11 protein-coding genes are annotated in these 13541 nt (G+C 67.3%); 5 read left to right on the top strand and 6 right to left on the bottom strand.

Annotation, left to right across the window (positions count from 1 at the left end):
* Nucleotides 1–73 precede the first annotated feature (73 nt).
* Both EV651_RS23420 and EV651_RS23415 read right to left on the bottom strand, forming a co-directional pair.
* Entirely contained in the window at nt 74–751 is a 678-nt protein-coding gene (locus EV651_RS23420; RefSeq protein ID WP_133787369.1) for a response regulator transcription factor, read from the bottom strand.
* Nucleotides 748–1917 carry a sensor histidine kinase gene (locus tag EV651_RS23415; RefSeq protein ID WP_202870467.1) on the bottom strand — a complete coding sequence of 390 codons (1170 nt, stop codon included), beginning with the start codon at nt 1915–1917 and terminating at the stop codon, nt 748–750. Before EV651_RS23415 ends, EV651_RS23420 begins: the two co-directional genes overlap by 4 nt.
* Nucleotides 1918–2857: 940 nt before the next feature.
* Between EV651_RS23415 and EV651_RS23410 the strand changes: the two genes are divergently transcribed.
* Nucleotides 2858–3589 (top strand): MBL fold metallo-hydrolase, encoded by a 732-nt coding sequence (locus EV651_RS23410; protein WP_133787367.1) that lies wholly within the window; start codon nt 2858–2860, stop codon nt 3587–3589.
* Between the two features lie 115 nt (nt 3590–3704).
* Here EV651_RS23410 and EV651_RS23405 read toward each other — a convergent pair whose 3' ends face one another.
* Nucleotides 3705–4661, bottom strand: a complete 957-nt coding sequence (locus EV651_RS23405) for a YafY family protein (RefSeq protein ID WP_133787366.1) — start codon at nt 4659–4661, stop codon at nt 3705–3707.
* A 62-nt stretch (nt 4662–4723) separates the two neighbouring features.
* On the opposite strand from EV651_RS23405, the gene EV651_RS23400 reads away from it, so the two are divergent.
* Both EV651_RS23400 and EV651_RS23395 read left to right on the top strand, forming a co-directional pair.
* The gene (locus EV651_RS23400) at nt 4724–5110 is read left to right on the top strand and encodes a VOC family protein (protein WP_133787365.1); all 387 of its coding nucleotides are present in this window, start codon (nt 4724–4726) and stop codon (nt 5108–5110) included.
* A 2-nt stretch (nt 5111–5112) separates the two neighbouring features.
* A complete protein-coding gene (locus tag EV651_RS23395) occupies nt 5113–5439 on the top strand; it encodes a putative quinol monooxygenase (RefSeq protein WP_133787364.1) in 327 nt (108 codons plus the stop codon).
* 175 nt (nt 5440–5614) lie between these two features.
* Here the strand turns inward: EV651_RS23395 and EV651_RS23390 are convergent, their stop codons facing one another.
* The gene (locus EV651_RS23390) at nt 5615–6814 is read right to left on the bottom strand and encodes an MFS transporter (RefSeq protein ID WP_166658724.1); all 1200 of its coding nucleotides are present in this window, start codon (nt 6812–6814) and stop codon (nt 5615–5617) included.
* A gap of 128 nt (nt 6815–6942) precedes the next feature.
* On the opposite strand from EV651_RS23390, the gene EV651_RS23385 reads away from it, so the two are divergent.
* Nucleotides 6943–7920, top strand: coding sequence for a helix-turn-helix transcriptional regulator (locus EV651_RS23385; protein WP_133787362.1), 978 nt, complete (start codon nt 6943–6945; stop codon nt 7918–7920).
* A 406-nt stretch (nt 7921–8326) separates the two neighbouring features.
* Here EV651_RS23385 and EV651_RS23380 read toward each other — a convergent pair whose 3' ends face one another.
* Entirely contained in the window at nt 8327–9871 is a 1545-nt protein-coding gene (locus EV651_RS23380; RefSeq protein ID WP_133787361.1) for a multicopper oxidase family protein, read from the bottom strand.
* Entirely contained in the window at nt 9868–12054 is a 2187-nt protein-coding gene (locus tag EV651_RS23375) for an MMPL family transporter (protein ID WP_133787360.1), read from the bottom strand. Before EV651_RS23375 ends, EV651_RS23380 begins: the two co-directional genes overlap by 4 nt.
* A gap of 420 nt (nt 12055–12474) precedes the next feature.
* On the opposite strand from EV651_RS23375, the gene EV651_RS23370 reads away from it, so the two are divergent.
* Entirely contained in the window at nt 12475–13380 is a 906-nt protein-coding gene (locus EV651_RS23370; RefSeq protein ID WP_133787359.1) for a phosphotransferase family protein, read from the top strand.
* Nucleotides 13381–13541: the final 161 nt, after the last annotated feature.

Here is a 13541-nt window from a genome sequence, read left to right as displayed (position 1 = left end):
CCATTGGCAAGTGAGGGACAGCGGCCCCCCGGTGTCCGGTGCTCTGTCCTGGTCCGCTCCGCGCCGCAGGGACTCAGTTTCGGTCGTAGGCGCGGCCGGCTTGAACCAGGCCGGCCTCATAGGCCAGGATGACGGCCTGGACGCGATCGCGGAGATCGAGCTTGCCGAGGATGCGTTTGATGTGTGTCTTGACTGTGGACTCCTCGACGACGAGCACGTGCCCGATCTCGGCGTTCGAGAGCCCTTGGGCGACCAGCTCCAAGACGTCGCGCTCGCGAGGTGTGAGCTTCCGAACCCGCCGTTCCGCGACGGGGTCCCGCTGCGGCTGCTGCACCATCTGATCGATCACCGTGCGGGTCACCGACGGCGACAGCAAGGAATCCCCGGCCGCGACCGTGTGGATGGCTGCGATCAGATCCTCCGGTTGGGTGCGCTTCAGCAGAAAACCCGAGGCACCGGCGGTCAACGCTCCGAAGATGTAGTCCTCGTCCTCGAACGTGGTCAGCATCAGGATCCGTGACGACATCCCGCCACCGGTGATCAGGGAGGTGGCGGCGATGCCGTCGAGGTCTGGCATCCGCACGTCCATCAAAATCACATCGGGAACGAGTTGCTGGCTGAGCTCGACCGCCGTCCGGCCGTCTGCGGCCTCGCCGACCACCTCGATCGCTTCATCGGTCGACAGGACTGCACGGAGACCGGCACGCATCAGGTCGTCGTCGTCCGCGATCACCAGCCGCAGCCGGCTCACGGGCTGCTCCTCCGTTCGGGAAGCAGGGCATGCAGGCGGAACGTGCCACCGTGCGGGCCGGCGTCCAGCTTGCCGCCGAGCAAAGTAGCTCGCTCGTGCATCCCGACGATTCCGTGTCCTCCGCAGGACGCCGTGCCGCTCCTGGAGCCGATCGGATTCGTGACGGTGATCTCGAGCTCGTCCGGCCGGAACGCGAGGACGACCTCAGCGCAGCCCTGTCCGTGTCTGGCGGCGTTGGTCAGGGCTTCCTGGAGGATGCGGTGAGCCGCGAGAGCGACCCCGCGCTGGAGCAGACGCGGCTTGCCATGGACGGCGGAGCTGACGGAGAGACCAGCGTCCCGGTGCCGGTCGAGCAACTCATCCAATGCGGTCGGCTCCACCGGCGCGGGAGGCTCGATGCCGCGATCTTCGCGCAGGGCACGGACCAGCCGGTCGATCTCGATTATGGTGCCGCGGGCAACATCTTCGATGGTCCCTATCGACCGTCGCGATCCTGCTGGATCGCGGTCGAACAGCATGCGGGCGGCGCCGGCCTGGACAAGGATCACGTTGATGGCGTGCCCGGCCGAGTCGTGGAGTTCCCGGGCGATCCGGGTGCGCTCCTCGGCGGCCGCCAGGCGGCGGTCCTGCTCGACTGCCTGCTCGGCGCGGATCGCCCGTTCCTCGAGGCTGCCGAGGCGTTCGGCCTGCAGTCGCGAACGGTCACCCGCGATCCAGGTCCCGGCGATCACGGCCGCCCAGAACGCCATCGCCGGCAGAATGGTGTCCACATGGCCACCGCGGAGCGCGTAGGCCGCAACGGTGACGGGGACGAACAATGCGACCGAGCCGATGACCGCCCATCGACGCCACAATTTCGCGTCTCCGCCGAACGCCGCAGCCAGGGGATGAATCGCCAGCAAGACACCTATGGGTATGTCGAGGGCATAGTCGAACCGTACGAGAGTCACGGTTGCCGCGGCCACGACCACGTAGACGGTGCAAGGGAACCGCCTGCGGACGAGCAGCGGAACAGCCGCGGTCGCGGCAAGGATCATGCCAGGGAGATCCAAACCGCGACTGCTCGGATCGGGGGATCCGAACCCGTGCGTAGCGACGAGCAGCACCGACACGGCCAGGGCAAAGGCCGCCGGACCCACATCGATCACCATGTGTCGCCTACGCACGATCTCAGGGTAGACCTGCGACATTCGCCGCCGCGTCGCCCGCGGGGAGGCATCCTGGTCCCCCCGCAGGGGGAGAACCAGGGCAACTCCCCCTGGGCGAGGTCCGAGGTCCTCCCATGGAGGGACGCAGAGATCGCCCTGGCGGGCGTTTCGGCCGGCCGTCGCCGTCACATACCGTCACTGGCGTACCCGTCGACTCGGAGGTTCAGCGATGGCCGTTTCACTGCGGGAGGATGCTCGCGGCAGCGCATTCGAACGGCTCGCCCTGGTCGCACGGCACGCTTGGCTGGCGCTGACCGTCTGGATCACGGTGACGGTGACGATCAGGGCACGGACCGTCGGCACGGCTCATCACAACGACTTTTCGTTACCTGGGACGGAATCAAACAGGCCCTCGCTCGAGGATCTGGCCCCTCCAGGCCGGACCCTGGATGACGCACGAGGACCTCGGCATGATGGGCCGGTCCGTCGTCGTGCATCCCGGCGAGGCCCCGGCTCGCCTGACGAACACGGCATGGCTCTCCATTCGAGCGAGCTGGCGCACGACTCCGACCATCACTAGACCTGCTCAACCGTTGGATCTCCTCTCCAGCGGAAGCAGGATCGGTCGCGCCGGTGGGACCGTTCAATCACCGGCGCGGCCGAGTCCTCCCCAGCGCACCTGGGACCAGGTGCGGAACAAACGGAGGTGATGCGGTGGCGGGGCACTCACATGTCGTGCCAGACGGCTTCACCGGGTCGTGGTCGGGAAGCGCGACTAACCATCCATGCGCGCCGCTCGCCTCGACAAAGCGGCTGTTCTTCGCGGGACGCCACGAGTGACGGCCGTCGTAACGCAATCGTTGCTGGGAAGGCGACCCCGGTCCGGATCGGCTCTTGTCGATTCCATTCGCAGTGATTTGCCGCACGTCTGAGAAACTGAATGACGAGGTGCGATCTGATGAGACGCTTGACCGTTCTCGGCAGCTGTGGTGCCTGGCCGGAGCCGGGCCGGGCGTGCGCGGGCTACCTCCTGGAGTATGACGGCTTCCGAGGACTGCTGGATCTTGGATATGCCGCTCTACCTCGACTCCTCAGATACTGTCCGGACGGTCAAGTCGACGCGATTTTCGTGACACACTGCCATCCGGACCACTGTGTCGATGTCAGCGGTCTGGCCCGGGTCCGGCAGGACGAGGTTCCCGACGCGCCGCCTATCCCGTTGTACGCGGCCCCGGGCGTCGTCGACGTACTGCAGGCCATCGAGCCACAGCCCCATCCTGGGGAGGTGTTCGATGTCCAAGAGTTGGGCCCTGCGGAGGTCGGACCGTTCCGGATGACGGCGATCCGGCTGCCGCATGGCGTGCCGAATCTAGGGGTCCGGCTCGAAGCTCCAGATCTCGTCGTCGCTTATACCGGCGACAGCGGTCCTTCGGAGAACCTCAGTGGCCTTGCCGACGGAGCAGATCTCTATATCGCCGACGCCACTCTGCAGGGCGTAGCGCCCCAGAGAAGGTCTCGCAGCGTGATGACAGCCACCGAAGCTGCCATGAGCGCCGCAGGGGCGAAGCGCCTGCTACTGACCCATTTCTGGCCGAGGAGCGATCGATCCGCCGCCGCCGGAGAGGCTGCCGCAGTGTTCGACGGCGAGATCATCACTGCGGACGAGGACCTGGTGATCGACTTGGCGTAAGGCGTTAAGTTCGGGTCAGCTAACCGTGATGCCCGTTCTCAGGGGTTGTAGGCGGTGCGCTCAAGCCCTGGCGACCAGACAGGTTTCGTCGAGATGCAACGCCTCTCTACGGGGGCTAGTCGGTCACGTTGTGATCGAACAGTTCCCGTGTACGGCGTAGCAGCGCTGCCCGTACGTCGTCGGGTGACAGGACCCGCAATGGTGTGGCCAGGCTGAGGAGATACTTGGCGAGCCCGTCGGGGTCGTGGCCGCCGATGTGGACAATTGTGGAGTTGGGGCCTTCGGGGCGGTGAGTACCGACCGTTGGCGGGACCAGCCTCAAAGCCTGCTGTACAGGCAAAGGGAGGCGGATCGTCACATAGAGCGGGTAGGCGCCGGTCGCGATGGAGCGGGAGACAAGCAGCGCCGGGTCGGGTGGGTCGGTGAGTTCCACCGGGACCCCGACTGGCTGAATCTGGCCGACACGGTCAGCCCGGAAGGTACGCCACTCGTCTCGCGCCACGTCCCGCGCGACGAAGTACCAGCGGCGCCCCGTGTGCACCAGGCGGTACGGGTCGACCTCCCGTATCGAGGCCTTCCCGTCCTGATCGCGGTACGTCACGCGGGTGCGCTCGCCCCGGCGACATGCGGCGGCCAGGCGCAGGAGCATGCCGGGCGCGATCTGGGGCTCACCGAGTCTTGTGGTGTGAACAACGGCGGCGTCCATTTCGCTCAGCCTGTCCGAGATTTGGCGTGGCAGAACTTGGCGCAGTTTCAGCAGAGCAGACAGCGCGGCCTGGTCTTCACCGAGAACGCCGCTCAGTGCGGCTTCGCGCAGCCCGACGGCCACGGCGAGTGCCTCTTCGTCATCGAGACTCAACGGCGGCATCCGGGCTCCGGCACGGAGGCGATAACCGCCCCACGGCCCGGCGTCGGACTCGACTCCATAGCCGAGTTCTCGGAGCCTGGCGACGTCCCGCCTCACTGTGCGCTCGGCGACTCCCATCTGGTCGGCCAGCTCGCCGCAGGTCCACGACGGACGGGCGGACAGCAGTGAGACCGGGCGCAGCAGGCGGGCGGATGTACTGATCACGTTCCGAAGTGTCCCGCATGACCAGGACCGAATCTGTCCTCATCACGTCATAGCCTCTTTCCATGCACACTGAAAATGCGTCGGCACCCGCGATTCGCTACTCGGCTGTCACTTTCGACTGTTCGGACCCCGCCGAACTGGCTCGTTTCTACAGCGACGCCCTTGAGTTGCCGATCGCCTACTCCAGTGACGACTTCGTCCTCCTTGGCCAGGAGGGCTCGGCCGGACTGGGGTTCAACCGGTTGGCCGGCTACCGCCGCCCTACCTGGCCTGACCCTTCCCAGGAGAAGCATGCCCACCTTGAACTGGGCGTCGATGACTTGGATGCGGCCCAGGCCCGGCTGCTCGCCCTGGGGGCAGTCGAGCCCGCCGCTCAGCCGGCGCCCGATCGGTGGCGCGTCCTACTGGACCCCGCAGGTCACCAGTTCTGCATTTCCACCTTGGTCTGACCATGATCGGCAGACTGATGACGATGTCAGCGGAGCCAGGCAAGGGCGGCGAACTCGCAGCCGTTCTGCTGAGCGTGGCGCAGAGGCTGCGCGGCTTCCCGGGCTGTGAGATCTATCTGATCAGCCAGGACGCGGCCGATCCGGACACGGTGCATGTCACCGAGGTCTGGCGGGACGACGCCAGTGCACAGGCAGCTCTCGCCGCTTCGTCGCGCGCCGGCGGTCCGACTCCCGGAGATGTTGTCGCGCTGCTGTCGTCCGCACCGCACCGCACCGACCTCATCGTCCTGGGCGGAGTGGGCCTCCCCAATGCCGACGACCAGCCGTGAGACCCCCCAGCGACAAGAATGGCCCGGCCGTGCTGCCGCGGACAGGACCTGTCTACTTGCGCTCTGCTTGAAGTTGTTCGCCGGCGCGACCTCTCGGCCCGGAGCCACCGTCCGGCACGGCATCATGCCTGATCGGCCGCTGCGCTCTCCTGTCGTCCAACCAACGACCTTGGGTTCAGGTGGACCGGCCGGCCGCTGCCGTCGAGCGGCGCCGGGCACCGGTCGTTCCCGAGGCAGCGGGGCCTAATGTTGCTGCCGCCAGCGCGACTACCGCTGCGATGACCAGCCAACCGATCGGGCTCCAGGTCACCGTGAGCGCGGTGAAGGCGGCCGGGGCGAGCATGAGCTGCAACTGGTGGCCGAGCCGGAACGCGCCCTGGTATTGGGCACGCTGGTCCGCCGGTGACAGTTCGCTGGCCAGTCCCCAGGCGCCGGCCGACTGGAAGAGTTCGCCGAAGGTGATCGCGACGTACCCGACGAAGAGTAGGGCGATCGTCGTCCACCTGCTGGCTGCCGAACTGGCCAGCATCGCCAGGCACCAAACCGTGAGTGCGACGGCCGCCAGACGTGAGGCGCGAACGGCGCCACGAACCGTCTCGGCACCCCGCGCTGCCCAGACCTGAAGGCTGACGGCAAGGAGGGTATTGAGCCCGAACAGCCAGGCAACCACCGCGTTCGGGGCATCTGTGCGTTCGACCAGCCAGAGCGGAAATACGACCATCAGCAGTGCATGGTGCGAACCGAGGATGCCGTTGAGGAGCGAGACCGCGAGGAAGGGTCGGTCACGCAGTGCCGAGAACCGAGAGACCCGTTCACCTCGTCGCTTGTGATTGGTTTTCGGCAGCCGCGAGATCAGCAAACTGTTCAGCAGCATGAGCATGCCGGCAACGAGCGGAATCGCGGTGATCACCGTCCGGCTGCCGGCCGCGAGCGCGAAGCCGCCGAGCAGCCCACCGAGGGTGAATCCCAGGTTCAGGGCCGACCGGGTGTAGGCGAGCACCCTGACGCGCTCGCTGGACGCCAGAATGTCGAGGGTGTAAGCGCCTCGACCGGAGTTGCCGGCGGACTCGGCCAGAGCGAGCGCGACGACGATTCCGAGAAATGCGGCGAATCCTCGGGCCCACGGGTAGGCCAGATAGATGCTCCCTTCGACCAGCGCGGCGAGGAGCCAGGCCCGTCGTGGACCGACGTGGTCGACGGCAGAGCCGAGCGGAACCGAGACCACGAAGCCGAGGATTCCGGCGATCGAGATGCCGAGGCCAACCTGGGCGGCGGAGAGGCCGACGACCTGGGTGAAGAAGACGGCATTGCCGGAGAGGAAGACGCCCGAGCCAACGGCGTAGAGGGCCGACTGTAGGCATAGCGGCCGGGCCATTCCGGGAGGGGGTAGGAACCGGTGCCACCAGGCGGACGCGTGAACATTCATGCCCAGAATCGAATCCCACTAGGTCTCGATCGGGGAAACGATTCACTCTCCGCTGAATCGTCGGCGATAATGGACACGTGTTGATCACTCGCTTCGGGGTGGACGACCTGGCCGCGACGCGGTTCGCCATTTCTCCGCTGTGTGACACGGTGGCGAGCCGGTGGTGCGTGCACGAGCCGGCCAGGAACGCGATCCACCTGCCCTGGCTGAAGACGGCGGTGCGGGTCGATCGGTCAGCTGAGTTTCGTCCTCACCGGGCGCTGATGGACGCGCTGATCCGTCCAGGCGTTTGGCTCCCCGACTTCCTCACCCCGCCGCCGCAGACGCCGCTGACCGACGTGCACAGTGAACTGGCCGTGCTTGCCGCGACCTCGCCGGAGACTGTGAGGGCCGACTTGGAGGCGGTCGACAGCCACACGCCGTTGACAGACCTCGGGTTGCGCGTCCACGCGGAACCCCAACGCTACGTCCCACTGCTCGTCGACGCCCTGGAGACCTGGTGGCAGCTGGCGATTGCGCCGGTGTGGCCCCGGATGCGGACCCTGCTCGAGGCCGACATCGCTTATCGCACGCGAACCCTTGCCGACCACGGTCCGAAGCAGATGTTCGCCGAACTGCACCCGGCTCTGAGGTGGAACCAAGGAAGCCTGGAGTTGCAGTTGCGCTGGGACATCGAGCGCGACCTGCGCGGCGACGGGATGCCGCTTGTTCCCAGCGTGTTCCTCGGCAGTCGTCCCGCGCTCAACGTCCGGCGCGAGTCCACGGTGGCGATGTACTACTCGGCTCGGGCGGTCGGGACTTTGTGGGAGCGGTCGCCCTCTCCCACCGCGCTGCCGCTGATCCGGTTGCTCGGAAAGACCCGAGCCAGGATGCTTGCGATCTTGGACGCGCCGCAGACGACCAGCCAGCTGGCGGCCCGGTTGGAGCTAGCGCCCGGCGGTGTCTCGGCACACCTCAAGGTGCTGCACGAGGCTGGTCTGCTGACCCGTCACCGCCAGGGCAAGCAGGTGGTTTACGTCTGCACCGAGCTGGGTCGCGACCTGATCGGTCAGTGACGTTCGCCGTACGACGAGATCAGAAAGGGGTGACGGGGATGCAGTAGTCGAGGACGGTGCGGGTCTTGGGGCCGGGTTCGGCGGTGTGGTGGGAGATCTCCAGGGGTAGCCAGTCGCCGTACTTTCCGCCACAGGTGCGGCCGATTGCGCGGGATCGGCGCGGTCTATGCGCAGTACGGCGTACCCGCCGCCGAGATCAATTAGGCCAGCGTCGACGTTCATCAGCAGTCCCGGCCGGACCGGGCTCGCCGGACCGAAGTCCTCACTGTCCGACTGTGCGCCGGCAGCCGGAACGTCCGTCATATGCGGTTCCCCCTCGGGTGCACAGTCCGGATCCGCGGCGGCGCAGCCAGTACCGCCGCAGCCCGTGTATCGAGGATGGCGCTCACCAGAGAGGCCAGATCAGCTAACAGTGGTGGCTACAGGTGAGCTGGGGTGATTCGCCGGGGCGGAGGACGACGAACTGGCCCATCATGCCGAGGTCCTCGTGCATCATCAGGTGGCAGTGGTACATGTACGGCATCGTGCGGTCGGCGTAGTCGCGGAAGTGCATGATGATCCGGACCGTGCGCTGCGGCGGTAAATAGACGGTGTCCTTCCAGCCGGCGAGCTGCGGGGACGGCTTCTGTCCGTCGATCGTGAGTACGGCGAACTGCACGTCGTGCACGTGGAAGCTGTGTGGCAGCTCGTTCTGGTTGGTGATCTCCCAGATTTCGGTCGTGTCGATGGTCGTTGCCACGTCGACGCGGTCCATGTCCATATCGTGGCCGTTGATCTCCATGTCGCCCATCCGGAATGTCCGTGTGGTGACAGCGTCGGACTCGGACGGATGCCGAACCTCGACCAGCCGCCTGGGCACCTGCGCAGACGGCGTGAGCTGTCGCCCAGCGCGGAGCTCGAGGACTTCGAACGTGTCAAGACCGCCGGCCAGACGGGTGATGCCGTGCTCGGTGCCCAGCTCTGGAGGTGACGAACGCAGGACCAGACGTTCACCGGGTTTGACCGCGACAACGATCTGGGCCCGCTCGGCGGGTGAGAGCTGAATGCCGGTCGCCTCGATCGGCGTCGGCAGGAGGCCACCGTCGGTACCGATCAGCTCGAAGCTCCGGCCGTCGGCGAAGCCGAAGTTGTAGATCCGTGCCGTCGACGCGTTCAGTAGCCGCAGCCGGACCCGCTGGCTCGTGACCGGCAGGTACGGCCCGACGGTGCCGTTGACGACGAGCGTGTCGCCGAGGAATCCGGTCGGCCCGTGGTCCTTCTCGTCGAGGCTTCCGTCGTCCTCGAAGTTCTTGTCCTGGACGATGATCGGGACGTCGTCGATGCCGTACCGCCGGGGCAGGTCGAGCGCCCCCTCGACCTCGTCGTCGATGACGAACAGTCCGGCGAGCCCGCGGTAGGTGTGTTTCTGGGTCTGACCGTGCGGATGCGGGTGGTACCACAGCGCGGTGGCAGGCTGGTCGATGCGCCACGTCGGGGACCAGGTCGCGCCAGGCTCGATCGGCTGGTGCGGGCCGCCGTCGTACGCCGCCGGCAGATGCATCCCGTGCCAGTGCACGGTCGTGGTCTCGCCCAGTTCGTTGTGTACGTCGATGCGCACGGTCTGCCCGCGGCGCGCTCGCAGGGTCGGACCGAGGTAATCGCCGTTGAAACCCCAGGTCCCGGTACGGCGACCTGCGACGAACTCCCGCTCGCCGCTCCGGGCGGTCAGATCGAAGACGAGGGTCCCGTCGGCTGCGACCTTCGGCTGGAGCAGCGGCGGTACGGCCAACCGCTGCTCGAACGCGACACTGGCCGGCGCCTTCCCATTCTTGCCATTGCCTCCGTTGTCCTCGCTGCCTCCGTTGTCCTCGCTGCCGCCGTTGCCCGGAGCAGCACAGCCGTGGACCGCGAGGGTCAGACCGGCGCCTGTCGCAAGGCTGAGGAGTTCGCGTCGGCTGACGACCTTGCTCATGACGCACCGTCCATCGGTGCACCCGCAACCTGAGTCGTGTGCTGACCCTCGAGCGCCAACCGGGGCAGGCGCTGAGCCAGCGATCCGGGCAGCCACCATGCTCTGGCACCGAAGAGCCGCATCACGGCCGGCAGGATCAGGCAGCGGATGACCAGTGCGTCGAGCAGAACGGCGATCGCCAGTCCCAGCCCGAACTGCTTCAGCATGCGTCCCGGATCGAGCAAGAACGACGCGAAGACGACCACCATGATCGCGGCCGCGGCGGTGACGATCCGGCCGGTGTCGGCCAGCCCCTCGCGGACTGCGCGGCCGGCGTCTCGGGTGTGCTCCCATTCCTCGTGCATCCGCGATAGGAGGAACACCTCGTAGTCCATCGACAGACCGAAGGCGATCGCGAAGATCATGACCGGTACGAAGGCCTCCACCGGGCCCGGTTCGACGCCGATCAGGTGGCCCAGTACGCCATGCTGGAAGACCAGCGTGATGGCGCCGAGCGCGGCGCCGACGCTCAGCAGATTGAGGACGGCCGCCTTCACCGGGATGAGCACGGACCGGAAGACCAGCATCAACAACACGGCCGACAGCCCGATCACGACCAGTACGAAGGCCGGCAGCCGGTTCGCCACTGCGTCGGCGAAGTCCTCGGTGGCCGCGGTAGGTCCGCCTACCAGGAATGTCGCGCCGGTTTGCGCAGCCAGGGGCGGCAGGACGTCGGTCCGCAGCCGCGTGACGAGTCCGCGTGTCGCGGAGTCCTGCGGCTTCCCGGTGGGTACGACGATCAAAGTACTGAGATCCGGCTTACCCGCCGACGACGGTGGTGTGGTCACGGCGACGCCGGCCGTGCTCGAGAGCACGTGTTGTGCATGGCCCGCCGCCTCGGCCGAACCCTTCACCACGACGATCAGAGGTCCGTTGAAACCGGGACCGAATCCCTGCGCGAGCAGGTCGTACGCCTGCCGGCTGGTGCGGTCCTCGTTGTTGTTGCCGGCATCGGCGAATCCCAGCCGCATCCCCAGCACCGGAGCCGCGAGCGCGAGCAGCGCGAGTACGCCGGCGATCGCGATCGGCAGCGGTCGCCGCTGGACGAAGTCCGACCAGCGCCGCCACCGCGTGCCTTCCTCTTCGCGGCGCTTGTCCGCCCGCCGCCGTATGCCGCGTTCGATCCGGCGGTGCATCACGGTGAGCAGGGCGGGCAGCAATGTCAGCGACGCGATCATGGTGACGAGGACCGTCAGCGCCACTGCGACTGCAACCCCTTGCAGAGAGCCGAGCCCGAGGACGACGAGGCCCAGCAGGGCGATGATCACGGTGCACGCCGCGAAGAAGACGGTCCGGCCGGCGGTGTCCACCGCGGCACGTACGGCACCGGCGTGATCTCCGCTGGTCAGCAGTTCCTTACGGTAACGGGAGAACAGCAGCAACGCGTAGTCGATGCCGACTCCGAGGCCGACGAGGATCATCAACGGCGTGGTGAAGTCAGCCACCGTCGCCAGGTGGGATGCGAGGACGAGCAGACCGATGGCGCTGCCGACCGCGAACAGGGCGACGATGATCGGCAGGCTCGCGGCCAGGAACGAGCCGAACAGCAGGATCAGGATAATCAGGGCGGCCAGCAGGCCGACGCCTTCGGCCGGTCCGCCACCGCCCTCCTCGGCGCCGGCGATCGCCTCGCCGCCGAGCTCGACCCGCAGACCGTTGCCTTCGGCGCCTTGTGCGGTGTCCATCAGTTTTTGGACGTCCGCGGTCGGCACGTCCTGTGCCTGGCCGTCCAGAATCACGCCGGCGTAGCCGATCGTGCCGTCCGACGACAGCGCATGAGGCTGTTGGTAAGGACTCTGAACGTCGACGACGTGCGGCACCTGCCGTACCTCGGCAAGCATCCGCTCGACCCGCTCGCGTGTGCCCGCATCGCGTAACCCGCCCGAGGCCTGTACGACGATCTGCACCGTGGCACCGGCACGGTCTGGCGCCTGCGCTTTGAGCGTGTCGAGGGCCTGCTGCGACTCGGTTCCGGGTAGCGAGAAGTCGTTGTGGTAGTCCGTACCGGCCGTCCGAGCCCCGATGGTCACGGCAACCAGAACGGCGATCCAGACGAGCAGAGCGAGCCACCGATGGCGTTGCGACCATCCGGCCAACCGCTCGAACCTGCTGGCGCGGACTTCGCCCCGGGGTGAAGCGGGCATCACTGAACCTCCGAATCGACGAGTTACCACAGTGACGGTAAGTAGCGGTGATGCTCAGCGGAAACGCCCGCGAGGGCGAACCACGCGTACCTCCACGGGGGGACGGAACCGTTACCGAGGGAGGATCCGCCCCTGGTTCTCCCCCCTGGAGGAGCACTCGGCTGTCTCGTCGCGGGCGACGTGGCCGCGCACGTGGCGGTCTGGCCTGAGATCGAGCGCAGGCGACAGATTGTGTTCGACACACCTCAACGAGGCCTTTGGGCTGCGCTGTAGTCAGACCCAGCCGGGGCGGCCTCCTGCAATCCGGGTGTCGGCAACTCACGGATCTGTGTGAGTGAGTCGGCCAGCGTCGACTTGCCGTCCAGCGGATTCGAAAATCAGTAGCCATGACGTCACACCGGCCCGCTAGCGTGGTGAAGTATGGCGCATGCTGCTGGGGTCCGGTTGCCCTTCGAGAAGCTGCCCGCCGCGGTGCGGGCCTGGGTGGAGCACTCGCTCGGCTCAACCGTGGTGTCGGCCGTCACCCAGCACGGCGGCTTCTCCCCCGGCGTGGCCGCCCGTCTGGTCTCCGCCTCCGGCCGCCAGGCCTTCCTGAAGGCCGTCGGTACGCCGCTGAACCCCAAGACGCCGGAGCTGTTCCGCCTGGAGATCACCGCCGTGCAGGCGATCGGCCCGCTCCCGATGACCCCCCGGCTGTACGACGTGTACGACGACGGCGACTGGGTCGGACTGCTCTTCGAGGACGTCGAGGGCCGGCTGCCCGCCCACCCGTGGGAACAGTCCGACGCGACTCGGGTGCTGCACGCCCTGGATGAACTGGCCGACGCCCTGGACCCGTCACCCTGGCCGGATGCACCGGTGGCCGCCATACGCAGTCATGACTTCCTGAGCCGCTGGGAGAACGTGCTGGAGGACGGCCTCGCCGTGCCGGATTGGATGGACGGCCGGGTGGAGGAGTTCGCGGAGCTGTCCCGGTCCGCGATGCGGGTGCTGGCCGAGGGCAAGGCGCTGGCGCACTGGGACCTGCGGGCGGACAACATCATCCTGGCCGGCGACCGGGTCGTGTTCATCGACTGGGCTCACCCGGCACTGGCGCCGCGCTGGGCCGACACCGTGATCCTGCACGCGGACATGCGGGGGTCGGTGGACCTTCCGGCGCTGCCCGACGACGAGGCGATCACTGGATTCATCGTGGCCATCGCCGGTGGCCAGTGGTGGGGAGCGGCGCAGCCCGCGCCACCGGGCCTGCCGACCATCAGGGAGTGGCAGCGAGAGCAGGCGCTCGTCCACCTCAACTGGGTGCGGGAGCGGATGCAGCGTTTCTGATCGCCGCGTCTTCTGGGGCGTGACGAATGGTGAGCATCGGACGCTCGCCGCCTGCGCAGGCCGCTGTGTCGGAGCTCTACCAGCTCCACTGTCGGTGGTCCCATTCACACTGTCACCCACCGTTGGCTCCGGGATCGACGGATTGGGGCGCGACGTGAACC

It is taken from the genome of Kribbella sp. VKM Ac-2571 (assembly GCF_004362255.1).
GTDB classification, from domain to species: Bacteria; Actinomycetota; Actinomycetes; order Propionibacteriales; family Kribbellaceae; genus Kribbella; species Kribbella pratensis.
Note: the sequence above shows the minus strand (reverse complement) of the source record. Positions and strands in the feature narration are given on the sequence as shown.